This is a genomic window from Variovorax sp. TLI9-5A, assembly GCF_056867935.1.
This window is the reverse complement of record NZ_CP200310.1, coordinates 1,177,282-1,203,350: the sequence shown is the minus strand read 5'-3', so window position 1 is coordinate 1,203,350 and position 26,069 is coordinate 1,177,282. Positions and strand designations below refer to the sequence as shown.

26 protein-coding genes and 1 tRNA gene are annotated in these 26,069 nt (G+C 68.7%); 19 read left to right on the top strand and 8 right to left on the bottom strand.

Features of this window, described 5'->3' with window-relative positions; all coding sequences use genetic code 11:
- Positions 1-15: 15 nt before the first annotated feature.
- Complete coding sequence (locus tag AC1VNX_RS05860) at positions 16-897, bottom strand: MOSC domain-containing protein (protein ID WP_483155870.1); 882 nt, start codon at positions 895-897, stop codon at positions 16-18.
- A 142-nt stretch (positions 898-1,039) separates the two neighbouring features.
- Between AC1VNX_RS05860 and AC1VNX_RS05855 the strand changes: the two genes are divergently transcribed.
- Genes AC1VNX_RS05855 through AC1VNX_RS05845 form a run of 3 tightly spaced genes read left to right on the top strand, consistent with a single transcriptional unit; the run spans position 1,040 to position 4,750 of the window.
- Positions 1,040-2,143, top strand: coding sequence for an FAD-dependent monooxygenase (locus AC1VNX_RS05855; RefSeq protein WP_483161886.1), 1,104 nt, complete (start codon positions 1,040-1,042; stop codon positions 2,141-2,143).
- A gap of 55 nt (positions 2,144-2,198) precedes the next feature.
- Positions 2,199-2,921 carry a DsbC family protein gene (locus AC1VNX_RS05850; RefSeq protein WP_483155869.1) on the top strand — a complete coding sequence of 241 codons (723 nt, stop codon included), beginning with the start codon at positions 2,199-2,201 and terminating at the stop codon, positions 2,919-2,921.
- On the top strand, positions 2,921-4,750 hold the full coding sequence (locus tag AC1VNX_RS05845) for a M61 family metallopeptidase (RefSeq protein ID WP_483155868.1): 1,830 nt from the start codon (positions 2,921-2,923) through the stop codon (positions 4,748-4,750). The genes AC1VNX_RS05850 and AC1VNX_RS05845 overlap by 1 nt, the downstream gene beginning before the upstream one ends.
- Before the next feature lie 13 nt (positions 4,751-4,763).
- On the opposite strand, the gene AC1VNX_RS05840 is transcribed toward AC1VNX_RS05845, so the two are convergent.
- Entirely contained in the window at positions 4,764-5,354 is a 591-nt protein-coding gene (locus AC1VNX_RS05840; protein ID WP_483155867.1) for a DUF2325 domain-containing protein, read from the bottom strand.
- Between the two features lie 134 nt (positions 5,355-5,488).
- Between AC1VNX_RS05840 and AC1VNX_RS05835 the strand changes: the two genes are divergently transcribed.
- Positions 5,489-6,268 carry an enoyl-CoA hydratase gene (locus tag AC1VNX_RS05835; protein WP_301506216.1) on the top strand — a complete coding sequence of 260 codons (780 nt, stop codon included), beginning with the start codon at positions 5,489-5,491 and terminating at the stop codon, positions 6,266-6,268.
- A 15-nt stretch (positions 6,269-6,283) separates the two neighbouring features.
- On the opposite strand, the gene AC1VNX_RS05830 is transcribed toward AC1VNX_RS05835, so the two are convergent.
- The gene (locus AC1VNX_RS05830) at positions 6,284-7,669 is read right to left on the bottom strand and encodes a hypothetical protein (RefSeq protein ID WP_483155866.1); all 1,386 of its coding nucleotides are present in this window, start codon (positions 7,667-7,669) and stop codon (positions 6,284-6,286) included.
- On the bottom strand, positions 7,666-8,334 hold the full coding sequence (locus AC1VNX_RS05825) for a sigma-70 family RNA polymerase sigma factor (RefSeq protein WP_483155865.1): 669 nt from the start codon (positions 8,332-8,334) through the stop codon (positions 7,666-7,668). Before AC1VNX_RS05825 ends, AC1VNX_RS05830 begins: the two co-directional genes overlap by 4 nt.
- 136 nt (positions 8,335-8,470) lie before the next feature.
- Here AC1VNX_RS05825 and AC1VNX_RS05820 point away from each other — a divergent pair, with 136 nt between their 5' ends.
- The 6 genes from AC1VNX_RS05820 (at position 8,471) to AC1VNX_RS05795 (ending at position 12,647) form a co-directional block, all read left to right on the top strand.
- Positions 8,471-10,003, top strand: coding sequence for a VWA domain-containing protein (locus tag AC1VNX_RS05820; protein ID WP_483155864.1), 1,533 nt, complete (start codon positions 8,471-8,473; stop codon positions 10,001-10,003).
- Positions 10,004-10,058: 55 nt separating this feature from the next.
- Positions 10,059-10,135 (top strand) — tRNA-Met (locus AC1VNX_RS05815).
- 165 nt (positions 10,136-10,300) lie between these two features.
- Complete coding sequence (locus AC1VNX_RS05810; protein ID WP_483161885.1) at positions 10,301-10,618, top strand: DUF2946 family protein; 318 nt, start codon at positions 10,301-10,303, stop codon at positions 10,616-10,618.
- 130 nt (positions 10,619-10,748) lie between these two features.
- Positions 10,749-11,366, top strand: a complete 618-nt coding sequence (locus tag AC1VNX_RS05805; protein WP_483155863.1) for an SCO family protein — start codon at positions 10,749-10,751, stop codon at positions 11,364-11,366.
- A 46-nt stretch (positions 11,367-11,412) separates the two neighbouring features.
- On the top strand, positions 11,413-11,892 hold the full coding sequence (locus tag AC1VNX_RS05800) for a copper chaperone PCu(A)C (protein WP_483155862.1): 480 nt from the start codon (positions 11,413-11,415) through the stop codon (positions 11,890-11,892).
- A gap of 302 nt (positions 11,893-12,194) precedes the next feature.
- Positions 12,195-12,647: a hypothetical protein gene (locus tag AC1VNX_RS05795; protein ID WP_483155861.1), complete on the top strand. Its 453-nt coding sequence runs from the start codon at positions 12,195-12,197 to the stop codon at positions 12,645-12,647.
- 231 nt (positions 12,648-12,878) lie between these two features.
- Here AC1VNX_RS05795 and AC1VNX_RS05790 read toward each other — a convergent pair whose 3' ends face one another.
- Positions 12,879-14,519: a 3-(methylthio)propionyl-CoA ligase gene (locus AC1VNX_RS05790; RefSeq protein WP_483155860.1), complete on the bottom strand. Its 1,641-nt coding sequence runs from the start codon at positions 14,517-14,519 to the stop codon at positions 12,879-12,881.
- Between the two features lie 121 nt (positions 14,520-14,640).
- Here AC1VNX_RS05790 and AC1VNX_RS05785 point away from each other — a divergent pair, with 121 nt between their 5' ends.
- The 7 genes from AC1VNX_RS05785 to AC1VNX_RS05755 all read left to right on the top strand — a co-directional run bounded on the left by AC1VNX_RS05785 (position 14,641) and on the right by AC1VNX_RS05755 (position 18,774).
- Positions 14,641-15,312, top strand: a complete 672-nt coding sequence (locus AC1VNX_RS05785) for a nitroreductase (protein ID WP_301506236.1) — start codon at positions 14,641-14,643, stop codon at positions 15,310-15,312.
- 72 nt (positions 15,313-15,384) lie between these two features.
- Entirely contained in the window at positions 15,385-15,837 is a 453-nt protein-coding gene (locus tag AC1VNX_RS05780) for a metallophosphoesterase (RefSeq protein ID WP_483155859.1), read from the top strand.
- Complete coding sequence (locus tag AC1VNX_RS05775; protein WP_483155858.1) at positions 15,789-16,178, top strand: metallophosphoesterase family protein; 390 nt, start codon at positions 15,789-15,791, stop codon at positions 16,176-16,178. Before AC1VNX_RS05780 ends, AC1VNX_RS05775 begins: the two co-directional genes overlap by 49 nt.
- A 127-nt stretch (positions 16,179-16,305) precedes the next feature.
- Entirely contained in the window at positions 16,306-16,566 is a 261-nt protein-coding gene (locus AC1VNX_RS05770; RefSeq protein WP_483155857.1) for a hypothetical protein, read from the top strand.
- A gap of 34 nt (positions 16,567-16,600) precedes the next feature.
- Positions 16,601-17,368, top strand: a complete 768-nt coding sequence (locus AC1VNX_RS05765; RefSeq protein ID WP_483155856.1) for a helix-turn-helix domain-containing protein — start codon at positions 16,601-16,603, stop codon at positions 17,366-17,368.
- A 55-nt stretch (positions 17,369-17,423) separates the two neighbouring features.
- Positions 17,424-18,341, top strand: coding sequence for a DMT family transporter (locus AC1VNX_RS05760; protein ID WP_483155855.1), 918 nt, complete (start codon positions 17,424-17,426; stop codon positions 18,339-18,341).
- Between the two features lie 67 nt (positions 18,342-18,408).
- Positions 18,409-18,774, top strand: a complete 366-nt coding sequence (locus AC1VNX_RS05755; RefSeq protein ID WP_483155854.1) for a hypothetical protein — start codon at positions 18,409-18,411, stop codon at positions 18,772-18,774.
- 44 nt (positions 18,775-18,818) lie between these two features.
- On the opposite strand, the gene AC1VNX_RS05750 is transcribed toward AC1VNX_RS05755, so the two are convergent.
- The 3 genes from AC1VNX_RS05750 to AC1VNX_RS05740 all read right to left on the bottom strand — a co-directional run bounded on the left by AC1VNX_RS05750 (position 18,819) and on the right by AC1VNX_RS05740 (position 22,068).
- Entirely contained in the window at positions 18,819-19,988 is a 1,170-nt protein-coding gene (locus AC1VNX_RS05750) for a GGDEF domain-containing protein (protein WP_483155853.1), read from the bottom strand.
- A gap of 72 nt (positions 19,989-20,060) precedes the next feature.
- Positions 20,061-21,239: an acetyl-CoA C-acetyltransferase gene (locus AC1VNX_RS05745; RefSeq protein ID WP_483155852.1), complete on the bottom strand. Its 1,179-nt coding sequence runs from the start codon at positions 21,237-21,239 to the stop codon at positions 20,061-20,063.
- 46 nt (positions 21,240-21,285) lie between these two features.
- A complete protein-coding gene (locus AC1VNX_RS05740; RefSeq protein ID WP_483155851.1) occupies positions 21,286-22,068 on the bottom strand; it encodes an SDR family NAD(P)-dependent oxidoreductase in 783 nt (260 codons plus the stop codon).
- A 102-nt stretch (positions 22,069-22,170) separates the two neighbouring features.
- Here AC1VNX_RS05740 and AC1VNX_RS05735 point away from each other — a divergent pair, with 102 nt between their 5' ends.
- Both AC1VNX_RS05735 and AC1VNX_RS05730 read left to right on the top strand, forming a co-directional pair.
- The gene (locus AC1VNX_RS05735) at positions 22,171-24,846 is read left to right on the top strand and encodes a winged helix-turn-helix domain-containing protein (protein ID WP_483155850.1); all 2,676 of its coding nucleotides are present in this window, start codon (positions 22,171-22,173) and stop codon (positions 24,844-24,846) included.
- A gap of 222 nt (positions 24,847-25,068) precedes the next feature.
- Positions 25,069-25,920 carry an AP2 domain-containing protein gene (locus tag AC1VNX_RS05730; RefSeq protein WP_483155849.1) on the top strand — a complete coding sequence of 284 codons (852 nt, stop codon included), beginning with the start codon at positions 25,069-25,071 and terminating at the stop codon, positions 25,918-25,920.
- The last annotated feature ends 149 nt before the right edge of the window (positions 25,921-26,069 follow it).

Here is a 26,069-nt window from a genome sequence, read left to right as displayed (position 1 = left end):
ACCGGGCGCCGACTTTCATTCGAACTTGTAGTTCGCGCCCACCGGCTGCCCGACCTTGAGCGTGTGCTCCACGCCCTGGATCACGATGCAGTTCATGCCGAAGGTGATGCCGCCATCCACGCGCGCGTCGGCGCGGTAGGTGCGCAGCGTGTTGCCGACTTCGGGGCTGCTCAGCGCGGTGGCCGGGTCGATGTCGGGAATCGGGCAGCGCGTACAGGGCTTGACGGGGCGCAGCTCGGCCTCGCCCTCGCCGGTGGTGATGTGCAGCGCGTCGACGCGGTCCTCGTCGTGCGACTCGATGCCCGCGAGCACGATGTTGGGACGGAAGCGTTCGATGCCCACGGCCCCGTGGCCCTGCGCCGCGAGGCGGTCGTTGAGCTCGGCCAGCGAGCCCTCGCTCGCCACCAGCAGCGCGTAGCCGTCGGCGAACTGGGTCTGCGACTCCACGCCGTCGGTCCACTTCAGGCTCGACAGGCGCTTGTGCTCGGGGTCGAAGCGCACGAGGCGCAGTGTCTGCGGCTCGCCGGGCTCCGAGAGGAAGTCGCTGAACCATTGCGCGGCGATGTCGCCCATGTCGTAGGCGGCGACTTCGTCCTTCCACACACGCACCCGCACCGGCTTCTCGACCCGGTCGAAGGCCAGGTGCAGCGCCAGCATGCCGGGCGCGCGCAGCACCACCTCCGTGTGCTTCATCTGCGGCTTGATGAGCGCCATGCGCGGCAGCTGCCGCTGGGTGACGAACTCGCCCTGCGCATCGACCACCATCCAGGCACGGTCGAACTCCAGCCCCGTCTCGGTCAGCAGCATTTCGGGGAGCTCGACGCCGGCACAGGATTTCACTGGATAGACGAACAGGCGCGAGATGGTGGCCTGGAGATCGAAGGCGGGCTGGGACACGGTGGGGTTTCCTTGAAATTCGGCCGCGATTGTCCCGTATCGCGGCGGCGGCAAGACCTTGGCCCCCGAGGGAAAGGCCCCGGGGGCCGAGTCGGACGGGCAACTCCTACAATCGTTTCATGGCTCTCCCCCAGAAGTTTGCATTCGCGGCGCCGGCATCGTCGGCCGTACGCTGGCCCTGCTGCTCGCACGCGAGCGCGTGCGCGTCGCGCTGGTGGTGCCGCCCGCCACGCAGGGCAAGGAAGACATCCGCGCTTATGCGCTCAACACGGCTTCGCGCGCACTGCTCGAATCGCTGCGCGCCTGGCCCGACGCGGCCCATGCCACGGCCGTGCGCGAAATGCTGGTGCATGGCGACGAAGGCGGCCGGGTGCAGTTCAGCGCCGCTCGCCAGAAGGTCGATGCGCTGGCCTGGATCGTCGACGTGCCCGCGCTCGAACGGCAGCTGGCCGACGCGGTGCGCTTCCAGCCCCTGATCGAGGTGGTGAACGAACCCGTGGCGGCGCCGCTCACCGTGGTGTGCGAAGGCAAGTCCAGCACCACGCGCGAGGCGCTCGGCGTGAGCTACGAGGTCACGCGCTATCCGCAGCACGCGATCGCGGCGCGGCTGGAAGCGGCGCAGACGCACGACGGCATCGCGCGCCAGTGGTTCAACGACAAGGGCGAAGTGCTCGCGCTGCTGCCGCTGGACGGCACGCACGGCAAGACGGTCGCGCTGGTGTGGTCGGCCGACCAGCTGCGCGCGCCCGAGCTGCTCGCGCAGGGCGATGAAGAGTTCGCCGCCGCCGTCTCCGAGGCCAGCCACAACGCGCTCGGCGCTCTCAGGCTCACCAGCGAGCGCGCTGGCTGGCCGCTGGCCCGCGCCATCGCCGACCGCTGGACCGGCACCATGCCCGGCCAGCCGAACCGCTCATGGGCGCTGGCGGGCGACGCCGCGCACACGGTGCACCCGCTGGCCGGCCAGGGCCTGAACCTGGGCCTGGCCGACGCGGCCGCGCTGGCCGACGTGATCAAGAACCGCGACTACTGGCGCAGCGTGGGCGATGCTCGCCTGCTGCGCCGCTACGAACGCGCCCGCCGCGCCGACGTGCTGCAGATGAGCCTGGCGACCGACGGGCTGCAGCAGCTCTTCGCGCACGACCTGGGCCCGCTGCAGGCACTGCGCAACTGGGGCATGCGCGGCTTCGACCGCACGCGCCTCGTCAAGCACTGGATCACGGCGCAGGCCATGGGCCTGAAGGCCTGAGACCTGGGGCCAGACCCAATCCCGATCGAATCCCGACCGAACAAACGGACTCCCGATGACATTCGTACGCAACCTTCTTCTCGCCGCCTGCACGCTCGGCGCGGTCGTGACCGCCACCGCAGGCGAAGCCGAGATCCGCAAGAACCTGCCCTCGCGCATTCCGCAGTTCCCCGCCATCGACGAGGTGTCGAAGTCGCCGGTTCCGGGCGTGTACGAAGTGCGCGTGAACGGCTCGCAGATCTTCTACACCGACGAACAGGGCAACTACCTCTTCCAGGGCAACCTGATCGACGTGAAGGCGCGCAAGAACCTGACCGAGGAGCGCGTCGAGAAGCTCAGCGCCGTCGCCTTCGACCAGCTGCCGCTGAAGGACTCGATCAAGATCGTGCGCGGCAACGGCAAGCGCAAGCTCGCGGTCTTCGAGGACCCGAACTGCGGCTACTGCAAGCGCTTCGAAAAAGACATGAAGACGGTCGACAACGTGACCGTGTACCTGTTCCTGTACCCGGTGCTCGGCCCCGATTCGAACGTCAAGTCGCGCGACATCTGGTGCAGCAAGGACAAGGGCAAGGCCTGGAGCGACTGGATGGAATCCAGCACCAAGCCCACCGCCGCGCCGAGCAGCTGCGACGTGACCGCGCTGCAGCGCAACGTCGAGTTCGGCCGCAAGTACAACATCACCGGCACGCCCACGCTGATCTTCAGCGACGGCACGCGCACGCCGGGCGCCATTCCCGCGGAGCAGGTCGAGAAGCAACTCGCCGCCTCGTCCAGCTGATGGCGACGAAGGCTCAAGCGCAGCACGCGGCAGGCGTGCGCTACCGCGTCGAATGCGCCGACCCGCACGCGCACCTGTTCGGCGTCACCCTCACCATCGACGCGCCCGCCGCGCAGCAGCGCGTGTCGCTGCCGGTGTGGATTCCGGGCAGCTACCTGGTGCGCGAGTTCGCGAAGAACGTGCAGGGCCTGCGCGCCACGCAGGGCCGCCGCAAGCCGGCGCTGACCCAGCTCGACAAGTGCAGTTGGCTGGTCGAGTGCACGCCCGGCCAGCCGCTGGTGCTGAACTACCAGGTCTGCGCCTACGACAACTCGGTGCGCACCGCCTGGCTCGATGCCGAGCGCGGCTTCTTCAACGGCACCAGCGTGTGCCTGCGCGTCGAGGGACAGACCGAAACGCCGCACGCGATGGAGATCGTCGCGCCCGCGCACGCCGGCGGCGACAGCCCGCGCTGGTCGTGCGCCACCGCGCTCGTTGCGCTGAAGGCCGACAAGCACGGCTTCGGCAGCTACATCGCCTCGGGCTACGACGAACTGGCCGACAGCCCCGTCGAGATGGGTGCTTTCTGGAGCGCCGACTTCGAGGCCTGCGGCGTGCCGCACCGCTTCGTGGTGGCCGGCGCCGCGGCGTCGTTCGACGGCGACAGGCTCATCGCCGACACCAAGGCCATCTGCGAAGCAGAGATGCGCTTCTGGCACGGAGACAAGGTCGGCAAGCGCGGCGGACCGAAGCCGCCGATCGACCGCTACGTGTTCATGCTCAACGTGGTCGACGACGGCTACGGCGGGCTCGAGCACCGCCATTCCACCGCGCTGATCTGCAACCGCCGCGACCTGCCGCAGCTGGGCGAGAAGAAGAAGCAGCCCGATGGCTACACCACGCTGCTGGGGCTCATCAGCCACGAGTATTTCCACACCTGGAACGTCAAGCGCATGCGGCCGGCGGAGTTCGCGCGCTACGACTACAGCCAGGAGAACTACACGCAGCTGCTGTGGTTCTTCGAGGGTTTCACCAGCTACTACGACGACCTGCTGCTGCGGCGCGCCGGGCGCATCGACGACGCGGGCTACCTGCGCCTGCTGAACAAGACCATCAACCAGGTCATGCAGACGCCGGGCCGGCTGGTGCAGCCGGTGGCCGACGCGAGCTTCGACGCCTGGGTCAAGTACTACCGGCAGGACGAGCAGACGCCCAACAGCACGGTGAGCTACTACACCAAGGGCGCGCTGGTGGCGCTGTGCTTCGACCTCACGTTGCGCCACGAAGGCAAGGGCACGCTCGACGACGTGATGCGCCACCTTTGGCGGCAAGGCGGCGGCGGACCGATCAGCGAGGCGGACATCGCGGCCGCGCTCGAAGCCGTGAGCGGCCGCTCGTACAAGGCGGAGCTGGCGCGCTGGGTGCATTCGACCGAGGAGCTTCCGCTTTCGCTGCTGCTGCGCGCACACGGCGTGGCCACGCTGGAAGACCCGTCGCAGCAAGCGCAGGCTCTGGGCCTGCGGGTGGCCGAGGCCAACGGCAGCGTGCAGGTGAAGGTGGTGCTGCGCGGCGGCGCGGCCGAAAAGGCCGGCTTCTCCGCGAACGACGAGTGGATCGGCATCGAACTGCCCGCCACCGGCAAGAAGGGCCAGCAGCGGCCGGCGCAGGCCTGGCGCATCGCCAAGCTCGACGACCTGGCGCTCTACCTGGGCGATGCGACGAAGTGCACGGCCATCGTGGCGCGCGACCGCAAGCTGATCAGGCTGCCGCTGGTGCTGCCAACCGGCGCGACCACCTGGCGGCTGTTCTCGCACGACGCCGGCAAGGTGACGAACTGGCTGGCCGGCTAGCCAGACGACTCAGTCAGGCACTTTCCGTCGCCGCCGGGTGGCGCACGAACATCATCGGCTGGGGTTCGCCCACCAGTACGCAGGGCTTGCCGGTTCGCCGGCAGTGGTCCTGCACACGCCAGTAGGCGCCATGGCTCACGCAGCCGGTCTGGCAGATCACGAGGTCGGCCGCGCGCAGGCTGGCTTCGAGCGCGGGGTCGTCCGCATCGTCATCGCCGCCGTCGTGATGCAGGTAGCGGCCGCCGGCGATCTCTACCAGCTGGCGCGCGAGCGACGACGGCGCCTCTTCTTCATGGCCCACGCACAGCACGGCCTTCTCGCGCAGATCGGCTGGCGGAGGCGGCTGCGACGGCTTCAGGTGGCGCTTGCTGCCCGGCGCCAGCAGCGCGTGCAGCCGCTTCGGCAGCGCGCTGCCGGCCGAGGCGCGCGCCGCGAGCTCCTCGCGCACGATGGCAATGGCCGAATCCCGCGCCACCAGCGCGCCGCGCAGGCGCACGATCTGCGCTTCGAGTCTTTCGACGAGGGCGGCCTGTTCGACCAGCAGGCGCGAGCAACGCTCCTGGACGCGGGCATAGGCCCGCAGCAACACGGCATGTTCTTGCATCGGGAACTCCATGGCGGGCATTCTAGATGAGATCAATTCTCAATTAGAGCAATCCACTGCGGATCACCCCGTCGGCCATGCTGGGTATAGTGAAGCGCGTTTTTCTTCCCCTTTCCCGTTCCCCCGGAGACACCATGAGCTACGAAAACATCGAAGTGCGGACCGAAGCAGGCAAGGTCGGCATCATCACCCTCAACCGCCCCAAGGCCCTGAACGCGCTGAACGATGCGCTCATGACCGAGCTGGGCCAGGCGCTCAAGGCCTTCGATGCCGACGACGCCATCGGCTGCATCATCCTCACTGGCAGCGAGCGCGCCTTCGCGGCCGGCGCCGACATCGCGGCGATGGCCAAGTACAGCTTCATCGACACCTACAAGGGCGACTACATCACCCGCAACTGGGAAACCATCCGTTCGATCCGCAAGCCGGTGATCGGCGCGGTGGCCGGCTTCGCGCTGGGCGGCGGCTGCGAGCTGGCGATGATGTGCGACTTCATCATCGCGGCCGACAACGCCAAGTTCGGCCAGCCCGAGATCAAGATCGGCGTGATCCCCGGCGCCGGCGGCACGCAGCGCCTGCCGCGCGCGGTCGGCAAGAGCAAGGCCATGGACATGGTGCTCACCGCCCGCATGATGGACGCGGCCGAAGCCGAGCGCGCCGGCCTCGTCAGCCGCGTGGTGCCTTTCGAGAAGCTCGCCGACGAGGCGCTGGGTGCGGCGCTGATCATCTGCGGCTTCTCGCAGATCTCGGTGATCGCGGCGAAGGAGTCGGTCAACCGCGCCTTCGAGAGCGGCCTGAGCGACGGCGTGATGTTCGAGCGGCGCCTGTTCCACGCGCTGTTCGCCACGCAGGACCAGAAGGAAGGCATGGACGCCTTCCTGACCAAGCGCCAGCCGGACTTCAAGAACGCCTGATGCCGGCCGGGCCGGTCAGCGCGTAGACAGCAGCGACCGCAGCGCGTCGAGCGCCTGGGCCGGCGGCGTGCCGACCAATGCCGCGCCGCCGGGCTGCGGCGTCCAGCGCACCTGGTTGCCGGCGATCTCCAGCACGGCGACCAGCGACTTGCCCCTATAGAGCTCGAGACGCGCCTCGACCGGCGCGGCCAGCGGCTCGTCGGGCGCCTTGGCCGAGCGCGCTACGGTGCCTACCAGCGCCGGCAGGCCTTCGATATCGCCGCGCTCGTGGCGCACGCTTTCGCCGTTGCGCGTGAAGCTGAAGGAAGTCCAGCGGTCCAGTGCCGAGAAAGGCGCCACGCTTCGTGGCGCGGCAATCGCCTTGGCCGCGGCCGGGGCGGTTGGGCTCAGCGCGCCCGAAGCACCCGCGCTGGCGTTGTCCTGCCTTGCGAGTGCCGATGCGGTGTCTTGCTGAGTTTCGCGGTGCGGCGGGGCCGCGCCGGGTGCTGGAGCGACAGCTGCCGGCGGCAATGCCGGCGCGGCGGCCGCAGGGGCTCCCGCCGCATAGGCACGACGCCGCTGTTCGCCGTCCGCATATGCTTCTCGGCGCTCATCGCGCGCGACAGGTGCGGGCGACGGCGCTGGCGCAGGGGCGGCCTGCTCGGCCACGACCGGAGGCGGCGGAGCCGGCGCAATCGATGCAGGTGGCGCGGCCGACTCGACGGGAGCCGGAACGGCAGCAGGGGCGGGAGCAACAGGCGCGGCAGGAGCCGCCTGCTGGAGAGAAGGCGCCGGCTCGGCCTTCCGGACCGCATCCGCGCCCGCTGTGTTGGCGGTCTCCTTGGCCGCTCTCTTGGAGGACGAGTCCACCGAATCGCGCGCAATCCTGGCGCGTTGCTCTGCTTCGGGCGCAGGCGCCGCGGGTGCTCTTGCAGGAGCCGGTGCCGCTGTGTCGGGTGCCGACTGCGTTTCTGCTTGCGAAGCGGCGGCCTCCGCCGGGGGGTGGGCTGGAGCCGGTGCTGCAGGCGCTGGCAGCGCGGCAGGTGCTTGTGCCGGCGCCGGCGCGGTCGTTTCGCCCACGCGCGCTTCACCGTCGAGCCGCGCATCCGGCACGGGCTCCTTGTGCCAGAGCACCGTCACGAAAGCGGCCACCAGCACGGTGGCGAAGGCGGCGTTCCACGGCATGCGCGCATGCGGTTCGCCGCCACCGAAGAGACGCCGCCACCAGGGCGCGGCGCTCGCGTTGTTGGCCGCGGGGGCCGCGCTGGCCGGCGCGGCGGCGAGGTTGTGCGCCATCTTCAGGATCGCATCGCGCGTACGCGGATGCGGCGTGGCCTCGCTGTCGGGCGCATGGTCCAGAGCGCGGCGCAGCGCCGGGTCGCGCAGGTCGTCGAATCCGGAGTTGTCGTTGCCGCCGCTCATGCCCGCTTCTCCAGCACCGACAGATAGCGCTCCATGCAGCCGCGCAGTTTCTGCAGGCCGTAGCGCAGCCTGCTGCGCACGGTCTCGAAGCCGATCTCCAGGCTCGCGGCCAGCGCCTCGACGGTCAGGCCGTCTTCATGGTGCAGCAGGAACGCGGCGCGCTGCTCGGCCGGGAGTTCGTCCAGGCAGGCGAGCAGGCGGCGGCCAGCGGCGCGCCAGAACGCGAGTTCCTCGGCCGAAGGATGCGAGGCCGCATCGGCCGCCGCGCCGCGCACGCCGTGTTCGAGCGTGGGCACGGAGTTGCCGTCGTCGTCCGCGTGCGCTTCGAGCGTCACTTCGCGCCCGCTCACGCGCAGGCGGTCCATGGCGAGGTTGTGCGCGATGGTGAAGGCCCAGGTGCGCCATGTCGCCCCCTGCGGCGAGAAGCTCTCGCGCGCCGAGATGATCCGCACCCAGGTGTCCTGGAACACCTCGTCGGCCTGCGCCGCGAGCCGCGCGCCGAGCAGGCGCTTGACGAAGCGGAACAGCCCGCCCTCGTGGCGCGCGTAGAGCACGTCGAACGCGGCGGCATCGCCCTGCGCGTAGGCCAGCATCAACTGATCGTCGGGCATGGCCTGGCGCTCGGGGGCGTTCTTGGCTGAAGGGGCGCGGGGAAGCGCGGACATCGCAGGATTTTCACCCGAGCTTGTACGGGCCAAGAGGCGCACCGGGGTTCGGAGCGGCAAAAAAATTCACGACCGACTAACCCCGCCGGCGCAGGCGGGCCGTATCAGCCAGCACCCAACCACCCGGAGTGCTTCCATGACCCAGCCTTTCGTTTCCCGGTTTCGCCGCCCGCTCGTCGTGCTGCTGTGCGCCCAATTGCTCCTGGGCGCCAGCGGCGCCACCGAAATCCCCGCCACCGGCAGCGCCGTGCGCTGGCCGACGCCCGCGCCCGACAGCCGCGCGCTGCCGATGCAGACGGTGCCGAACTTCGAGGCGCCCTCCGCCACGCACTGCGCACGGCCGGTGCGGACCTACGAGACGCCGGGTATGCCACGCGTCTCCAACGCACGGGAGGAACGCAGGTACGCCGAATTGTCGAAGGAATACAGGGCGAGCCCCTCCGTCGTGCCTTCGCCCACGACGCCAAAGCCGATGGCGGCGCCCGCAGCCAAGTCGGCACCGGCTGGAGCGGCTCTCGCCGATGCCATCGCGGAAGCACCGCCGGCCTCGATCGCACCTGTCGCGCCCGCCCCGGCGGCTCGCGTGTCCGGCGAAGTTCAAGCACCTGTACAGGCCCGGCGCCCGGCCAACGAGCCCGTCACCGCCGGCATGGTCGACGACAACGCCGACTTCAGCGAATACCTGGCCTTCCACGGCCGTACGCAGGTACCGCACCGCGAGCGCGACATCAGCGCACGCTACCTGCTGCAGGTGCGCGATGCGCGCGGCGCGGTCGTGCCCGATGCCGAAGTGGCGGTGCAGGCCGCCAACGGCGCCGCGATGTGGGCTCGCACTGACGCGGGCGGGCGCGCATGGCTGCATCCGAACGCCTTCGACAAAGCGCAGAGCGCGGTCTATGAAGTCACCGTGCGCAAGAACGGCCGCCAGAGCACTGCCTTCCTGCAGCGCGGACAGAAGAACGCGGTCGATGTGGTGCTCGGCGGCAAGCCCGGCGCCGTGCCTGCGCGCGCCAGGCTCGACCTTGTCTTCCTGATCGACGCCACCGGCTCGATGGACGACGAGATCGCCAAGCTCAAGGCCACCCTGCGCACCATCGCCGACCAGGTCGCCCGGCTGCCCAGCCGCCCGGACACCTGCTTCGGCCTCGTGGCATATCGCGACCGGGGCGATGAGTTCCTGGTGCGCCGCCACGACTTCACCAACGACCTGAACGCCTTCCAGGGCGTGCTCGACGCGCTGCGCGCCGCGGGCGGTGGCGACTACCCCGAGGCGATGAACGAGGCGCTCAACGAAACCGTCCACAAGCTGAGCTGGCGCGGCAACGACACCACCCGCCTCGTGGTGCTGCTGGCCGACGCACCGCCGCACCTCGACCACGGCGGCCCGCAGTACGACGACGACATGGTCGCCGCGCTGGGCAAGGGCATCAAGGTGTTCAGCGTGGGTGCATCGGGCCTGGACAAGCAGGGCGAATACATCCAGCGCCAGATCGCGCAGTACACCGGCGGGCGCTTCGTGTTCCTGACCTACAAGGAGGCGACGAACCCGGCGAGCGGCCCTGGAACGCAGACGGTGCACGACGTCGGCAACTACTCGGTGCAGACGCTGGACAAGCTGATCGTGCGGCTGGTTTCCGAAGAATTGGGCAAGTTGCCGGCGGGTGGTTGAGCGGCGGCTTCGGACTGGGCTATAATCGCAGGCTCGGTGTGCAACACCACCGAACGGCTCTTTAGCTCAGTCGGTTAGAGCGATGGAATCATAATCCACAGGTCCGCGGTTCGAGTCCGTGAAGAGCCACCAAAACAAACGAAAAAGCCTTGCAGGTCAATGACTTGCAAGGCTTTTTTCTTTGCCGCGCAGGGCTGGCCGATAATCCGGACGATGCCTGCGCCACCCCTTCGACCCACGCCCAACCGTCTCGGTACGGCGTTGCGGCGCCCGGGCGTGGGGCTGATCCGCTGGGTGATGCTGTGGTTCGCGCTGTCGCTCGGCGTGGCCGTCGCCTCCCCGCTCGTGCATCCGCAGACAGTGGAGCTGGTCTGCTCGAACGCCGGATCGCTCAAGGCCATCGTGCACACCGACGACGGCGCACAGGAGATGGGCGCGGGCCACATGGACTGCCCGCTCTGCGTGGTCAACGGCGCTCCGCCCGCTACGACGCCCACCGTCGAGCTGCCGACGCCCATGCCGGTGGCGCACGTGGTGCAGCCGATTCCCTCCGCGCACATCGCAGCAGCCACCGCGGCGCCGCTTCCGGCGCGCGGACCTCCCTCGCTCCTCTGAGGCTTCTTCCCCAGTTCCCGCACGCGTGATGCCGTGGCAGGCCTCCTGACGAGGCCGTCACTCATCCATCGCCTGCGCTTCTGCAACGAATCCATCGGCGCCGCTGCAGGCGCCGGAGCGAGTCCATTCAATGCCCAGAGAAAAATCCCACTACCCGACGCGGCGCCGCCTGCTGCTATCCGGCGGCAGCCTCATTGCGTTCACGACCCTCGCAGCCTGCGACAAGGTGCTGCCCGCGCGCTTCAACGGCGTCGACATCACCGGCGCCAACTACGCGCGGGACTTCCGCCTGACCGACGCCGACGGCCGCGAGCGCACGCTGGCCGACTTCAAGGGCAAGGCCGTGATGATGTTCTTCGGCTTCACCCAATGCCCCGACGTCTGCCCAACCGCTCTCGTGCGCGCGGCCGAGATCAAGCGGCTGCTCGGCAGCGACGGCGATCGCCTGCAGGTGATCTTCGTAACTGTCGACCCCGAGCGCGATTCGCCCGTCGTGCTCAAGGCCTACACGCAGGCCTTCGACCCGAGCTTCATCGGCCTGTACGGCGACCTGCAGCGAACCAGCGAGACCGCGAAGGACTTCAAGGTGTTCTACAAGAAGGTGCCCACCGGCTCCTCGTACACCATGGACCATTCGGCCTTCAGCTATGTGTTCGACCCCAAGGGCAAGATCCGCATCGTGCTGCGCCACGAGCAGGGCGCGCAGGAATGCGCCGACGACCTGCGCAAGATCCTGCAGTCCGCCTGAGGACCTGCGCCATCGCACACAGATTCAAACCAAGGAGATCAAGATCATGAAGAACCGTATCGCACACATCCTCGCCATCACCAGCGCCGCGCTGCTCACCGCGCACGCAGCGAACGCGCAGGTCACCGTCAAGGACGCCTGGGTACGCGCCACCGTGCCGCAGCAGAAGGCCACCGGCGCGTTCATGCAGCTCAGCGCCGCGAAGGACACCAAGCTGGTCTCGGCCAGCTCGCCCGTCACCCCGCTGGTCGAAGTGCACGAGATGGCCATGCAGGACAACGTGATGCGCATGCGCCAGATCGCCACGCTCGACCTGCCCGCCGGCAAGACCGTCGAGCTCAAGCCCGGCGGCTATCACGTGATGCTGCTCGACCTCAAGCAGCAGGTGAAAGAAGGCGACACCGTGCCGCTCACGCTCACCTTCGAGGGCAAGGACGGCAAGCGCGAGACGCTGGAGGTGAAGGCGCCGGTGAGGGCGCTGAATGCGTCGGCGCAGCCCGCGGGGCATGGCGGGCACAAGCACTGAACACCCCCGCTCCCATGCCTGTAGATCGGCCAGAGGGAATACCCTATTTCGGTGATGGCGCTCGTCCTACGGAGGCACAAGAATTGTTGACAAATATTCACAATCCATCCCCTCGCCGGCCAGTTCCTTCGTGAACTGGACTACCCGGGGCGCATGAGTTGTCCAGGGTGCCGGGAGGCGTTCTCTCTGTCTCTGCTCCAACTGGTCAGCATGGCGCGGCATCGAAGGCCGAGGGAGGTGATCACAGGGGTTCTTCAGTGCCGCTCAGATACCTCCTCCACCTGGAGCATGCTCGCCTGCCCATGCACGTGACCGACGCGCACGATGTGCGGCGCGTGTCCGTCCTGAAAGCCACCGGCCTCATCGAGGCGGCCATCGATCCTGCTTTCGATACCGGCCATGGCAGCTACAGGCTGGCACAGGCCGCGCTGGTGGTCTGCATCACGGAGGAAGGGCACGCCGAGATCGAAAAGCTGCGCGGCCAAAGCGGCGCTATTCCCGCATCGAGAAAGAAGAAGACGAGCCTGGAGCCGCTGGACTACCTGCGCGCCATAGAACGTTCGGCCTTCCCCCTTCGGGTGGAGGACCCGCAGGAGATCAGCTGCGTCGGCCTGCTGAAGCAGGCCGGGTTCGTCGATGCGGCCATCAGCCCCGAGCTCGCATGGAAGGATGCCGACGGGGCGCCGCAGGAGCTGGCGGTGATCCGGCGCATCACGCCGTTCGGTCGGGCCCAGCTCGCGCGCGGCACCAGGTAGTTTCGCGGTGTCGGGAAGATTGCGAATGGGCAATCACGCGCCGCGCCCTCCCGTTTGTATACATCCGAGCGCGACTTGGGCCTTTGGTCTACTTGTCGCGCGGCCATCGATCCGGGTGCCTATTCAAGAGGCAACGTGGCGGGAACCCACGCCAGTTCTCGCTCCACCTCACCGCCTCCACCCACAACTCACAGAGTTGTCCACAGAAAATTCGAACAAGTCACTGAACTGTCAAACAGATGTCGTCGCAACGTAACCTTTGAACTGTTCGCGCAGCTTTGTCTTCAGCAATTTGCCGGTGGCTGTATGCGGCAGGCTGTCGACGAAGACCACGTCTTCCGGTAGCCACCATTTCACGACGCGCTCCGCGAGGAATGTGAGCAGTTCCTCGCGCGTGGCTTCCATGCCCGCACGCTTCACCACGATGAGCAGCGGACGCTCCTGCCACTTCGGATGCGCGATGCCGATCACCGCCGCCTCGGCCACCGCGGGGTGCAGGCTCGCCGCGTTCTCCAGATCGATGGACGAGATCCACTCGCCGCCCGACTTGATGACGTCCTTCGCGCGATCGACGAGTTGCACGTAGCCGTCCTCGTCGATGTTGGCGACGTCGCCCGTCGGAAAGAAGCCTTCGGCGTCGAGCACCGGCCCGCCCTCGCTCTTGAAGTAGCCGCTCGCGATCCACGGACCGCGCACGTGCAGGTGGCCGAAGGCCTTGCCGTCGTGCGGCAGGCGTTGGCCGTCTTCGCCGACGATCTTCAGTTCCACGCCCCATACGCCGCGGCCCTGGCGCATCTTCACGCGTGTCTGCTCCTCCTTCGGCATCGACAGGTGCTTGGGCAGCAGGTTGCCGATCACGCCGATGGGGCTGGTCTCGGTCATGCCCCAGCCCTGCACGAAGTCGGCGCCGAAGTCGCGCTCGAAGCGCTCGATCATGCTGCGCGGCGTGGCGGCGCCGCCCACGCCGATGCGCTTCAGGCCGATGGCGCGCGTATCGATCTCGGGGTGCGCATCGAAGTACTGGAACAGCATCAGCCAGATGGTTGGCACGGCCTGCGAGAAGCCGACCTTCTCGTCGCGCATCAGCTCGTAGAGGCTCTGGCCGTCCATGTGCGGGCCGGGCATGACCAGCTTCATGCCGGTCATCGCCGCCGCATACGGCATGCCCCATGCGTTGGCATGGAACATCGGCACCGCGAGCAGCAGCGTCATCTGCGAGTTGACGCCGAAGGTGTCGGGCGCGCACTCCATCAGCGAGTGCAGCACGGTGGATCGATGCGAATACAGCACGCCCTTCGGATTGCCCGTGGTGCCCGAGGTGTAGCAAAGCGACGATGCTGTGCGCTCGTCGAACTCGGGCCACCCGTACTGCTCGCTCTGCGAGCCCACGAGCTCGTCGAAGCACAGCAGATTGGGCACATCGATGGACGGCATGTGCGCGCGGTCGGTCATCGCGATGAAGGCGCGCACCGATTTCAGCGCCGGCGCGAGCTTCTCGACCAGCGGCGCGAAGGTGGTGTCGAAGAACAGCACCTTGTCTTCGGCATGGTTGACGATGTAGTCGATCTGCTCCGGAAAGAGCCGCGGGTTCACCGTGTGCAGCACCGCGCCCGAGCCCGACACGCCGAAGTACAGCGCCAGATGCCGCCAGGTGTTCCACGCCAGCGTGCCAACGCGGTCGCCGGGCTCGATGCCCAGCGTCTTCAGCGCATTGGCCACCTGCTTGGAATGGCGCTGTATCTCCGCGTAGTTGGTGCGGTGCAGCGGCCCCTCCACCGTGCGGCCCACCACTTCGGCATGCGGGTGGAAGTTGGCCGCGTAGTCGATGAGCGACGAGATCAGCAGCGGGCGGTCTTGCATCAATCCGAACATGTCTTGTCTCCTGTACGCTGGCCGGATGCTAGGCAGCGGCCATGCCGTGCGGCATCGTCGGAAGAGACGATTGAGGCCATTCGAGGGTTGCCCCTAGCATCCGCTTCAAGAGGACTTTTCCATGCACCTTCAGGACGCCATCGCCACCCGCCGCTCGGTGCGCGACTTTCTAGACACGCCTGTTTCCGGCGACGTGATCCGCCGCGTGCTGCAGCAGGCATTGCGCGCGCCCTCCGGCGGCAACCTGCAGCCCTGGCACCTGCATGTGGTCGGTGGCGAAAGGCTCGCCGAGCTCAAGGCCATCATGCGCACGCGCGTGCATGAGGCGCCCGCCGGCGAAGGCAGCGAGTACGACATCTATCCGCGCGAGCTGGTCGCGCCCTACCGCGACCGCCGCTTCGCCGTGGGCGAGGCGATGTACGAGCTGCTGGGCATTCCGCGCGAAGACAAGGCCGCGCGCCGCGAATGGTTCGCGCGCAACTACCAGTTCTTCGGTGCGCCGCTCGCGCTGTTCTGCAGCGTCGACCGCCGCATGGGCCCGCCGCAGTGGTCCGACCTCGGCATGGTGCTGCAGAACATCATGCTGCTGTTGCGCGCCGAGGGCCTGGACAGCTGCCCGCAGGAATGCTGGGCGATCTACCCGCAGACCATCGGCAGCTTCATCGGCCTGCCGCCCGAGCGCATGCTCTTCACCGGCATGGCCATCGGCTACGCCGACCGAAGCCGGCCGCTCGATGCGCTGGTGACCGAGCGCGCGCCGCTGTCGGAGGTGGCGGAGTTCGTCGGCATCTGAGCGCGGGCCCTGCCCCGGCTGCGGAACGGATCGTGCTTGCCCTCGTGGCACAGGAACAGCACGAGACGCCGCATGCTCATCGCACAGATCTCCGACCCGCACATCCGCCCCGCAGGCCAGCTCTACCAGGGCGTGGCCGACTCGAACCGCATGTTCGGGGAAGCCGTCGACCACCTGCACGCGCTCGACCGCCGCCCTGACCTCGTGCTGGTGACCGGCGACCTCGTCGACGAGGGCCGCCCCGAGGAATACGCGCAGACGCGGCGCCTGCTCGCGAAGCTGGAGATCCCGTACCTCGTGATCCCCGGCAACCACGACCACCGCGAGAACTTCCGCGCCGCCTTCGCCGACCACGCTTACCTGCCGGCCGAGGGTGCGCTGCACTACTGCATCGACGACCATCCGGTGCGCATCGTGGCTCTGGACTCGTGCATCCCCGGCCTACATCACGGCGGCATCGACGCGCAGGGCCTCGCATGGCTGCAGCGCACGCTGGAGTCCGACGCATCAAGCCCACGCTGCTGATGCTGCACCATCCGCCCTTCGTCAGCGGCATTCCCTACATGGACGCGTACCGCTGCATGGACACCATGCCGCTCGAAGCCATCGTGCGCGGCGCTCCCAACATCGAGCTGGTGCTGTGCGGCCATGTGCACCGCACGATGCTGCGCCGCTGGGCCGGCACCGTCGTGTGCTCCTGCCCGAGCAGCACGACCGAGATCGCGCTGCAGCTGGCCGAAGGCGCGGCGCCGGCCTCGTACATGGGCCGGCCGGGCTGCATGCTGCACCTGTGGAGCGAGGCGCATGGCATGGTGAGCCATGTCAGCCACATCGGGGCGATGGAAGGGCCCTTTCCGTTCGCCTGAGCGAGCCAGTTTTCGGGCGCTCAGGATCTCTTCAGGCAAGGCGGACAGAATCCGCCCGGGTTCCGCAAGGAACGACGCAGCGACTGGAACATTGAAGAGGCTGCCCCGATCGACAAGGAGAGACTCGATGCAGAAACAACAACAGCCCTACTGGTTTCCCGCCAAGCGCTACGGCTGGGGTTGGGGGCTTCCCAATCGCTGGCAAGGCTGGGTGGTAGTCGCCGTCTACGCCGCGCTGGTGCTGACGGCGGTGTATTCCCTTCACCCCGAGCAGGAACCGCTGCGCTTCTTCCTCGGCCTCGCGGTTCCGACCCTCGTGCTCGTCGCGGTCTGCTGGCTCAAGGGCGAGCCGCCGCGCTGGCGCTGGGGCGACGACGACGAGAAATAGGCCACCAGCGCCCTCCGGCGCGCAGAATGCCGCCATGCCCCACGACCGCACGCTCCTGTACACCGGACACGAGTTCACGGTGGAACATCTGCGCTCGCATGCGAAGGAAGAGCCCGGCTGGAGCGGTCCCTACACACTCGAATCGCGCCGCATCATCTTTCCTGTCGGCCGCGCGATGCTCGACTTGCGATGGGGCGACAGCATCTGGCAAGTCGACGGGCTGACGGCCATGCATCTGGGCGATGCCATGGTCTACCAGCTGCGCCCCACAGTAAGTGCCGTCCGACGCAGCGTGGTAGTCAGCCGGCATCGGCGGGATCGCATGGACGATGCAACGCCCGCGTTCTGCCTGATCTCGCCAAGGTCGCTGTTTCGCATTCACGCGGCGCAACGGCAACTGCGCGCGGGCGATGGCGGCGCGCAAGTCATCGCCTCGCTGGTCGACGAAATCGCCTCGTCGCGCCGGCAGATGCCGCTGACGGGCGCGGTCGCACGCGCGAAGCGGCTGCTCGGGGAAACCGCCGATCGCGACACGCGGCTCTCACTGCTCGAACTCGCCGACGCAGTCTCCCGCTCGCCCTTCCACCTCGCACGCAATTTCCGCCAGCAGACCGGCCTGAGCCTCCACCAGTACCGCCAGCACCTGCGCCTTGCCTCGGCCATGGAGCGGCTGGCCGATGGCGACACCGACCTCGCCGGCATCGCGCACGACCTCGGCTACTGCAGCCAGAGCCACCTGGGCGCGGTATTCAGGCGCGAAGTGGGCGTCACGCTCGGCGAAGCCCGGCGCACCCTGGCCTGACGACGGCGCAAGAATTTGATAGCCGCCATGCGGCGCGGTCGCGAGACTCGCCGCAATGCTCGAGCGCAATCTCCTCACCGGCCTGCTCGCCGCGCTGGCCGCTGCCTTCATCGGCAGCGCATGGCAACTCGTCTCGCGCCACGGCGTGACCACCACGCTCGGGCCCATCGACCTCGCGCTGCTTCGCTACGGCATTCCAGCACTGCTGCTCGCACCCCTGTGGTTCGGTGAAAAGCGCATCGCGCCGAAGGCATCGCTGCCCCTGCTCGTACTGCTCGTCGCAGGCGGCGGGCTGCCCTTCGGCCTGCTGGTGCTGGCCGGCGCGCAACGGGCGCCCGCGAGCCACATGGGCGTCTTCATGGCGGGCAGCCTGCCGCTCTTCACCGCCATCGGCGCGTGGCTGCACAAGGGGCAGACGATCGAAGGCATCAGGCTCGTCGGGCTGGCTTGCATCGCGGTCGGCATGGCGCTGTTCGCAATGGGCAGCTCCAGCGGTGGCGGCGGTTCGAACGACTGGCGCGGCGATGTTCTCTTTCTTGCAGCGGCCGTACTGTGGGCGGCGCACTCGCTCGTGTTCGCGCACTGCGGACTCACGCCATGGCAGGGCGCGGCGTTCGTGAACGGATGGTCGGCGCTGCTGCTGGCGCTGCTCGTGCTGCCGTTCGCCGGCGTACCGAAGCTGCTCACCGCCCCATGGCCCGATGTCGCATTGCAGGCCACGACGCAGGGCGTGGTCGCCGGCCTGCTCGGGCTGGTGGTCTACATGGTCGCCGTCGCCAGGCTCGGCGCACCGCGCGCATCGCTCTCGGCGGCACTGGTGCCGGTGCTGACCACGCTGGGCGCTGCGGCGTGGATGAACGAGCCCATCACCGGCGCGGTGCTGCTGGCGCTGTCGCTGGTGGTGCCGGGGATCGTGCTGGCGAGCGGGGCGGTGAGGTGGGGAGTGAAACAGGCGGCACGCCCTTCGACATAGCAGCCTCGGGTGACGCGGGCAGAATGCGGCGGATCATCGCGACCGAAACCCGCAAGACATTCATCCCATGCCCCGAACCCTCTACTGCTGGCGCTGCCAGACCGACATGCCAATGCTCACGGAGGAAGAGTGGCAGGTCGCGCACCCGATGGGCTACATCGCACAGATGACGCAATACCGGGAGGAAACCGGCTGCAGCCTTGCCGAAGCCCGTGAGCGCGGCCTCGGCTATCTGACGGTGGCGGCTTATGAACGCATCACCGGCTACAAGGAAACCAATCCGAATGCGATCCTGCATCACCGCCTGAGCCTGTTCGGCCCGCCGTGCCACGTGTGCGGCAAGCCGCTTCGCACACCTGCAGCCCGCTACTGCGCAAGCTGCAATGCAGAGCGCGTCGATGGAGCAGCGCTCGACGCGAGCACACCGGAATGAACCGAGAGGGTGCCGGCTGAAAAGAACCCGGCCGCCCTTGCGGTTCAAGCTGCCGCAATCACCCGGTCCCGCCCCATCGCCTTCGCGCGATACAGCGCCGCATCGGCCAGCGCCAGCACGTCGTCGATGCCGTTGCCGCCGGTGCCGCTCTCGCCGGCCGCCACGCCGATGCTCACCGCCATCGAGCCGACGACGGCCATCGGCGAATCCGCCGGGAAGGGCTCGCCGATGGCCTGCCTGAGGCGCGCCGCGATTTCCATCGCTTCGGCCTTGCCGGACTCTGGCAGCAGCACGACGAACTCCTCGCCGCCGTAGCGGCCGAGCACGCCCTTGTCGCCGATGGCGCGCTGCATGCGGCGCACCGCCTCGCGCAGCACGGCGTCGCCCATCTGGTGGCCGAAGCGGTCGTTGATGTCCTTGAAGTGGTCCAGGTCCACCATCAGCAGCGCGCCGCCGCGCTCGCCCGAGGAGAAGGCGCGCTCGCTGGCCTCGAGCACGGCGCGGCGGTTGAGCGCGCCGGTCAGCGGGTCGCGCGTGGCGAGGTATTCGAACTCGGTGTGCACGCGGTCTGTGGCCATCAGGATGACGGCGATGGACAGCAGCAGCACGGTGAAGGAGTACATGCTGATGTAGAGCGACTGGATCCAGGTGCCCTCCATGAGCCCGTTGCCCGCCATGCCCGCCACCACCGACACGAAGCGAAGGGCCGCCACCACCGCCTGCGCCAGCAGCAGCCCGGTCATCAGCCGCTTGCCGAACACCTCGCCCGCATGCCGCATGTAGAGCTGCGCGTGCCGGAAGAACAGCGCCGCCACCGCCAGGGTGACGAACAGCAGGCGCATCTCGAAGTCGGGCTTCATGATGCCGAACCAGAACAGCGCCACCGCCAGGACGCAGTTCAGCACCGTCCAGCCCCGAGTGTCGCTGCGGCCGAAAAGGAATTTCTGGCTGCCCGCGTAGTACAGGATGCAGGCCTGGTACAGCACGAAGTTGGCGACCACGATGGTGAGGAAGTCGGGAAAGTACCCGCGCGCCGCGAACAGCATGGTGCTCACGAACGCGACCAGCGGGGCCTTCGCCCAGTCGCCCAGGCCCTGGATGCTGCGCGGATAGCTGCGCTGCATGAAGAAGACCACGAGGGCCATCATGACGCCCATCACTCCCGCAAGCAGGATGATGGAACGGGGATCGAGGATGGATGGCGAGGCGCCCATGGGCCCCGATTATGTTGGCATCGGCATTCCCCGCCCCGCAGTCGGCCTCCCGCGCCTATCCTGCCGCCGCCTTCACAGCCGCTCGACGATGGTCACGTTGGCCATGCCGCCGCCCTCGCACATGGTCTGCAGGCCGTAGCGCTTGCCGCGCTGGCCGAGCGCGTGGACCAGCGTGGTCATGAGCTTGGTGCCCGACGCGCCCAGCGGATGGCCCAGCGCGATCGCGCCGCCGTTCACGTTGAGCCGCGCCGGGTCGGCATCGAGCGCCTGCAGCCAGGCCAGCGGCACCGGCGCGAAGGCCTCGTTGACTTCGTACAGGTCGATGTCGGAGATCTTCATGCCCGCCTTCTTCAGCGCGCGCTGCGTGGCGGGCAGCGGCGCCTCCAGCATGATCACCGGGTCGTGCCCCATCACGCTCATGTGGTGGATGCGCGCGAGCGGCTCCACGCCCAGCGTCTTCAGGCCGCGCTCGTTCACCACCATCAGGCCGCTGGCGCCGTCGCAGATCTGGCTGGCGGTGGCCGCGGTGCAGCGCCCGCCCTCGGCGATGAGCTTCACGGCGGCGATGCTCTCCAGCGTGGCGTCGAAGCGGATGCCTTCGTCCACGGTGTGCTGCTCGCCGGGCTCGGTGCCGTCGGCCATGCGCACCGCCAGCGGCACGATCTCGCGCTCGAAGTGGCCGGCCTTGGTGGCGGCGATGGCGCGCCGATGGCTTTCGAGCGCGTAGCGGTCGAGCTCGTCCTTCTCGATGCCGTAGTTCCTGGCGATCATCTCGGCGCCGGTGAACTGGCTGAACTGCACGTCGGGGTAGCGCCTGGCCATGAGCGGGCTCACGTAGAAGCCCAGCCCGTTCTTCAGCGGCAGCGTGACGGGCATGCCCATGGGCACGCGCGTCATGCTTTCCACGCCGGCGGCGATCACGATGTCCATGGTGCCCGACATCACGGCCTGCGCGGCGAAGTGCAGCGCCTGCTGCGACGAGCCGCACTGCCGGTCGACCGAGGTGGCCGGCACCGACTCGGGCAGCTTCGAGGCCAGCACCGCGTTGCGCGCGATGTTGGAAGACTGCTCGCCGGCCTGGTCGACGCAGCCCATGATGACGTCCTCGACCAGCGCCGGGTCGGCGCCGGTGCGCGCCACCAGCGCGTTCAGCACCTGCGCGGCGAGGTCGGCCGGGTGCCAGCCGGCAAGGCGGCCGTTGCGGCGGCCGCCTGCGGTGCGGGCGGCGGCGACGATGAATGCTTCGGGCATGGAGTTCTCCTGTCTGTCTGTATCTGTATGAATGCGTGGGTCCGGGTCAGCGCGGCGCCATGCGGATGGCCCCGTCGAGCCGCACGCTCTCGCCGTTGAAGTAGCCGTTGGTGATCATCAGCTCCGCCAGCGTCGCGTACTCCGCCGGCTTGCCCAGCCGCTTCGGGAAGGGCACCGACGCCGCCAGCGCGGCCTTCACGTTGTCGGGCGCGCCCTGCAGCAGCGGGGTGTCGAAGATGCCCGGCAGGATGGTGTTGACGCGGATGCCCTCGCTCATGAGGTCGCGCGCGATGGGCAGCGTCATGCCGACGATGCCGGCCTTCGAGGCTGTGTAGGCCGCCTGCCCCATCTGGCCGTCCTGCGCCGCCACCGAGGCGGTGTTGACGATGGCGCCGCGCTCGCCGTCCGCCAGCATGTCGAGCGTGAGCATGCCGGCCGCCGACTTGGCGATACAGCGGAAGGTGCCGACCAGGTTGATCTGGATGATGCGGTCGAAATTGGCGAGCGGAAAGTGCTTGATCTCGCCCGTGGACTTGTCGCGGCTCGCGGTCTTCACCGCATTGCCGGTGCCGGCGCAGTTGACCAGCACGCGCTCCTGGCCGTGCGCCGCGCGCGCCCTGGCGAATGCCGCATCCACCTGTTCCTCGGAGGTGACGTCGACCTTGCAGAAGATGCCGCCGAGTTCCTTCGCCAAGGCCTCGCCCTGCTCGGCATTGAGGTCGAAGAGCGCGACTTTCACGCCATGGCCCGCGAGGCGGCGCGCGGTGGCGGCGCCCAGGCCCGAGGCGCCGCCGGTGACGACGGCCGCAATGCTGGAATCGAGTTGCATCTGCTGGTGTCCTTGAGGTGTCCTGAATGGTTTGTCGCCGCCCAGTTTAGGAAGCAGAATCGACCGCACACATCGTCGGAAACGACGGGATTTCAGCGCCGCATGCAGCCGCCCACACCCCGGATTCTCGAAACCAAGCTCAATCCCCCGGCCTTCGTCGCCACGCAGGTGCCGCGCACCGCGATCCGGGAAGAGGTTGCCGCGGCGGCCGTGAAGCTGGTGCTGGTGCGCGCGCCCGCCGGCTTCGGCAAGACCACCGCCATGGCGCAGATCCGCGAACGGATGGAGGCGCAGGGCATCGCCACCGCGTGGCTCACGCTGGACCGGGCCGACAACGACGTCTCGCGCTTTCTCGACTGCCTGGCCGAGGCCGTGCAGCGCCTGGGCGTCGAAGACCCGCGCGGCAACGGCGGCAACAACCCCTTCGACGCAGTGGCCGCGCTGGCGGCGCACGAGTCGCCCTTCACGCTGTTCCTCGACGACTTCGAGCGGGTGCAGGAGCCGGCCGTGCTGGGGCTGGTGCGCGAGATCGTCGAGCACCTGCCGCGCCGGGGGCAGATCGTGATCGGCTCGCGCAGCCTGCCCGACCTCGGCCTGGGCCGGCTGCGCGCGCGCGGGCAGCTCACCGAGATCGACACCGACCGGCTGCGTTTCAGCCTGGAGGAGACCGCCGCCTTCTTCGGCCTGCGCCAGGCGCTGCCGCCCGAGATGCTCTCGCTGCTGCACCGCAAGACCGAAGGCTGGGTGGCGGCGATCTGGCTCGCGTCGATGGCGCTGGAGCGCCACGGCGCGGGCTCGGCGGGCGCCACCGCCACTGCTTTCGTCGAGCGCTTCTCGGGCTCCGACCGCGCGGTGGCCGAGTACCTGGCCGAGGACGTGCTCGCGCACCAGCCGAAGGAAATCCGCGACTTCCTGCTGCGCACCAGCATCCTGCGCCAGCTCGACGCATCGGTGTGCCAGGCGCTGTGCCCGCGCATGGACTGCGCGGCCATCCTCGAACGGCTGGCCGCGTCGAACCTGTTCCTCACGCCGGTGAGCGGCGACGGCGACGCGTGGCGCTATCACAGCCTGTTCGCCGACTTCCTGCGCGCGCAGCTCGCGCGCGAGATGCCCGGCGAGCCTGCGCGCCTGCACCTCGCGGCCTCGGGCTGGTACGAGTCGCACGGCCGGCCGGTGCCCGCCATCGACCACGCCATTGAAGGAGGCGACCATCCGCATGCGCTGAACCTGCTCGACCACCATGCCGCGCAGTTCCTCGAGGAAGGCCGCATGCGCATGCTGGCGCGCTGGTTCTCGGCCATTCCCGAGCACCAGCTGCGCGAGCACCCCTTCCTGCAGCCGATCTCGCTGTGGGCCACCTGCTTCACCCACGGCCCATGGGATGCAATGCGCCAGCTCGACGCGTCGGGCTGCCTCGACAGCCCCATCGCCGAGGTGCGCGCCAGCGCCCACACGCTGGTGCCGCTGCTGCTGGCCATGCAGGACCGCCACGACGAGGCCTACGAGGCCGGCCGCCTGAGCCTGGCGCGCCTGCCCACCGGCCTGGCCTTTGCCGACAGCGTGCTGCTCAACGCCATGGCCCACATCCTCGCGGTGCGCGGCGACCAGCACGAGGCGCGGCGCCTGCTCGACGCGGCCCGCCGCGAGCAGGGCAACAGCGCCTTCAACCGCATGTACACCGAGTCGCTGGCCGGTCTCTTCGACCTGCACGAAGGCCGGCTGCGGCAGGCCACGGCTCGGCTGCGCATGGCGGTCGATTCGACGCATGCCGTGTCGTACAACCACAGCCATGGCAACGCATGGGCCGGCGTGCTGTACGCCGGCGCCGTCTACGAGACCAACCAGCTCGCGCAGGCCGAGCGGCTGCTGAACGTGTACCTGCCGATGGCGCGCGACGTGGGCCTGCCCGACCACATGATCCTGAGCCACGCGATGCGCTCGCGGCTGGCCTTCCACGCAGGCGACATCGACGCGGCCTTCCAGGCGCTCACCGAGCTCGAATACCTGGGCCACCAGCGCCAGCTGCCGCGCGTGGTGGCCGGCGCCAAGCTGGAGCGCTCGCGCATGCTGCTCCTGCAGGGCAACGGCCCCGCCTCGCACGACGAACTGCTGCGCGCCGACGACCCGGCCCTGTGGGAACGCGAGCGCCGCCAGCGCCTGCCCGCGCATGACCTCGACTACCTCGCGCTCGCCAAGGCCCGATGGGAAATCGCTTTCGGCGACGCACGCGCGGCGCTGTCCGTGCTTGACGCCGAACTGCACGCCGCGCTGGCCGTCGCCCGCAACCGGCGAGTGCTCAAGCTCAAGGTGCTGCGCGCCCTGGCCCTGCAACGCGCCGGCGACCCGGCCGCCGCAGCCGAGGAATTCGCCGAGGTGCTGCAGGCCGCGAGCCAGGAAGGCTTCATGCGGCTGATCCTCGACGAGGGCCCGGCCGTCGGAACGCTGGTACACCGCTGCGCCGCCGCGATGCAGGAAGGCAACAGCGACCCGATCCTCGCGGACCACCTCCAGCGCCTGCTGCAGGCCGTGGGACCGATGGCGGCGGCCGCCGAACCGGAAGCGCCAGCCGGCGACGCGATCAAGGAGCCGCTCACGCGCAAGGAAATCCGCGTGCTGCAGCTATTGGCCGAGGGCTACTCGAACAACGCCATGGCCGAAAAGCTCTTCGTGTCGGACAGCACGGTGCGCACGCACCTGCGCAACATCAACATGAAGCTGGATGCGAAGAGCCGGACGCAGGCGGTAGCGATTGCGCGCCGGCTGGGTGTCATCCGATAGCCTTACATCCGGCATCTTTCCGGTGCCGCCTACCCCCTGAACTACGGATTCCGGTGATACCCCGCCGGTGCCTGCGTCCCTAGCATTTCCCTCTGTGTTCCAACTGCCGCGATAGCGCAAGGCGCATCGCGGCGCATGGGAATCCGCGCCCGGCGCCGCCCCCCAAGGCGCCCGGCGGGAAAGCCATGCAAGAACCAGAGAGCGGACTCAAGCCGAAGCACCATGCCCAAAGGAATCCCCAACCCCGCAGCCATGTACGGCATCTACCCCCGCAGCTGGGGCTACGAGGTGTCGATCGTGCGAAACGGAAAGCGCTACTTCCAGCAGTTCGGCCGCGCCAGCTACGGCGGCGACGAGCAGGCGCTCAGACAGGCGCAGGACTGGCGCGACGGCGTGGTGCGCAGCGTGCCGCCGGTGCCGCGGCGCACGCGGGCCGAGAAACTGCGGGTCAACAACACCACGGGCGTGTCGGGCGTGTTCTGCCAGGTCGCGCCGGGCGGCAGGGTGCGAGCCTGGGTCGCCAAGACCTACATCGGGCAGGACGAGATCCTGCGCACCGACTTTCCCGTGAATTCGATGGGCGAAGCGGCGCAGGCGCTGGCCATCGAGGAGCGGGCGCGGCAGCTCGACCGCATGGACGGGCTGGCGAAGCTGCATCCGGCGGAGGAAACCATCCGCACGAGCCCGCCGGCCTTCGCGGCCGTGACGCTCCAGCCCAAGCGCTCGAAGTCGGAGATCAAGCGCAGCACCAATTCGAGCGGGGTGAGCGGCGTGCATTTCAAGGCGCCGAACCCGGGCCATCCGGGCTACTGGCTCGCCATCACCTACACGGCCGGCAGGGGCAGCGTGAGCAAGGCCTTCTCCATCAAGGAACACGGAGCCGAGCAGGCGAAGCTGCTGGCCATCGAGGAGCGCAGGCGCCAGCTCGAGGACAAGCTCGCGTTCCTGCAAAAAGACAGCAGCGCCGAGGCCAAGGCGCCGCCGCTTTCCATTCCCTTCCTGCTGGAGCAGCCTTCGCAGACTGCCTCCCTGCAGCACGGCATGGCCGCCGCCGGGGCGAGGCCGCCGCAGTGAGCGCGCCGATGGGCGGGACCGGCTCCGTTCGCGCGGCGGCCGGTGGACATGCACGCCCGGCGCACCTCACTGAAGATATTTTTCCGTGCTTCGATGTTCGGGTGAATTTGTGGCGGAGCTTCGGCCAGAATAGCTGCGAAAAATGCGCG

What these genes read in the sequence shown, in the direction of transcription:
- AC1VNX_RS05850 (WP_483155869.1), top strand. Translation starts at nt 2,199, where the DNA reads ATGACATTCGTACGCAACCTTCTTCTCGCCGCCTGCACGCTCGGCGCG.
- AC1VNX_RS05845 (WP_483155868.1), top strand. Translation starts at nt 2,921, where the DNA reads ATGGCGACGAAGGCTCAAGCGCAGCACGCGGCAGGCGTGCGCTACCGC.
- AC1VNX_RS05840 (WP_483155867.1), bottom strand. Translation starts at nt 5,354, where the DNA reads ATGCAAGAACATGCCGTGTTGCTGCGGGCCTATGCCCGCGTCCAGGAG.
- AC1VNX_RS05835 (WP_301506216.1), top strand. Translation starts at nt 5,489, where the DNA reads ATGAGCTACGAAAACATCGAAGTGCGGACCGAAGCAGGCAAGGTCGGC.
- AC1VNX_RS05830 (WP_483155866.1), bottom strand. Translation starts at nt 7,669, where the DNA reads ATGAGCGGCGGCAACGACAACTCCGGATTCGACGACCTGCGCGACCCG.
- AC1VNX_RS05825 (WP_483155865.1), bottom strand. Translation starts at nt 8,334, where the DNA reads ATGTCCGCGCTTCCCCGCGCCCCTTCAGCCAAGAACGCCCCCGAGCGC.
- AC1VNX_RS05820 (WP_483155864.1), top strand. Translation starts at nt 8,471, where the DNA reads ATGACCCAGCCTTTCGTTTCCCGGTTTCGCCGCCCGCTCGTCGTGCTG.
- AC1VNX_RS05810 (WP_483161885.1), top strand. Translation starts at nt 10,301, where the DNA reads ATGCTGTGGTTCGCGCTGTCGCTCGGCGTGGCCGTCGCCTCCCCGCTC.
- AC1VNX_RS05805 (WP_483155863.1), top strand. Translation starts at nt 10,749, where the DNA reads ATGCCCAGAGAAAAATCCCACTACCCGACGCGGCGCCGCCTGCTGCTA.
- AC1VNX_RS05800 (WP_483155862.1), top strand. Translation starts at nt 11,413, where the DNA reads ATGAAGAACCGTATCGCACACATCCTCGCCATCACCAGCGCCGCGCTG.
- AC1VNX_RS05795 (WP_483155861.1), top strand. Translation starts at nt 12,195, where the DNA reads ATGCACGTGACCGACGCGCACGATGTGCGGCGCGTGTCCGTCCTGAAA.
- AC1VNX_RS05790 (WP_483155860.1), bottom strand. Translation starts at nt 14,519, where the DNA reads ATGTTCGGATTGATGCAAGACCGCCCGCTGCTGATCTCGTCGCTCATC.
- AC1VNX_RS05785 (WP_301506236.1), top strand. Translation starts at nt 14,641, where the DNA reads ATGCACCTTCAGGACGCCATCGCCACCCGCCGCTCGGTGCGCGACTTT.
- AC1VNX_RS05780 (WP_483155859.1), top strand. Translation starts at nt 15,385, where the DNA reads ATGCTCATCGCACAGATCTCCGACCCGCACATCCGCCCCGCAGGCCAG.
- AC1VNX_RS05775 (WP_483155858.1), top strand. Translation starts at nt 15,789, where the DNA reads ATGGCTGCAGCGCACGCTGGAGTCCGACGCATCAAGCCCACGCTGCTG.
- AC1VNX_RS05770 (WP_483155857.1), top strand. Translation starts at nt 16,306, where the DNA reads ATGCAGAAACAACAACAGCCCTACTGGTTTCCCGCCAAGCGCTACGGC.
- AC1VNX_RS05765 (WP_483155856.1), top strand. Translation starts at nt 16,601, where the DNA reads ATGCCCCACGACCGCACGCTCCTGTACACCGGACACGAGTTCACGGTG.
- AC1VNX_RS05760 (WP_483155855.1), top strand. Translation starts at nt 17,424, where the DNA reads ATGCTCGAGCGCAATCTCCTCACCGGCCTGCTCGCCGCGCTGGCCGCT.
- AC1VNX_RS05755 (WP_483155854.1), top strand. Translation starts at nt 18,409, where the DNA reads ATGCCCCGAACCCTCTACTGCTGGCGCTGCCAGACCGACATGCCAATG.
- AC1VNX_RS05750 (WP_483155853.1), bottom strand. Translation starts at nt 19,988, where the DNA reads ATGGGCGCCTCGCCATCCATCCTCGATCCCCGTTCCATCATCCTGCTT.
- AC1VNX_RS05745 (WP_483155852.1), bottom strand. Translation starts at nt 21,239, where the DNA reads ATGCCCGAAGCATTCATCGTCGCCGCCGCCCGCACCGCAGGCGGCCGC.
- AC1VNX_RS05740 (WP_483155851.1), bottom strand. Translation starts at nt 22,068, where the DNA reads ATGCAACTCGATTCCAGCATTGCGGCCGTCGTCACCGGCGGCGCCTCG.
- AC1VNX_RS05735 (WP_483155850.1), top strand. Translation starts at nt 22,171, where the DNA reads ATGCAGCCGCCCACACCCCGGATTCTCGAAACCAAGCTCAATCCCCCG.
- AC1VNX_RS05730 (WP_483155849.1), top strand. Translation starts at nt 25,069, where the DNA reads ATGCCCAAAGGAATCCCCAACCCCGCAGCCATGTACGGCATCTACCCC.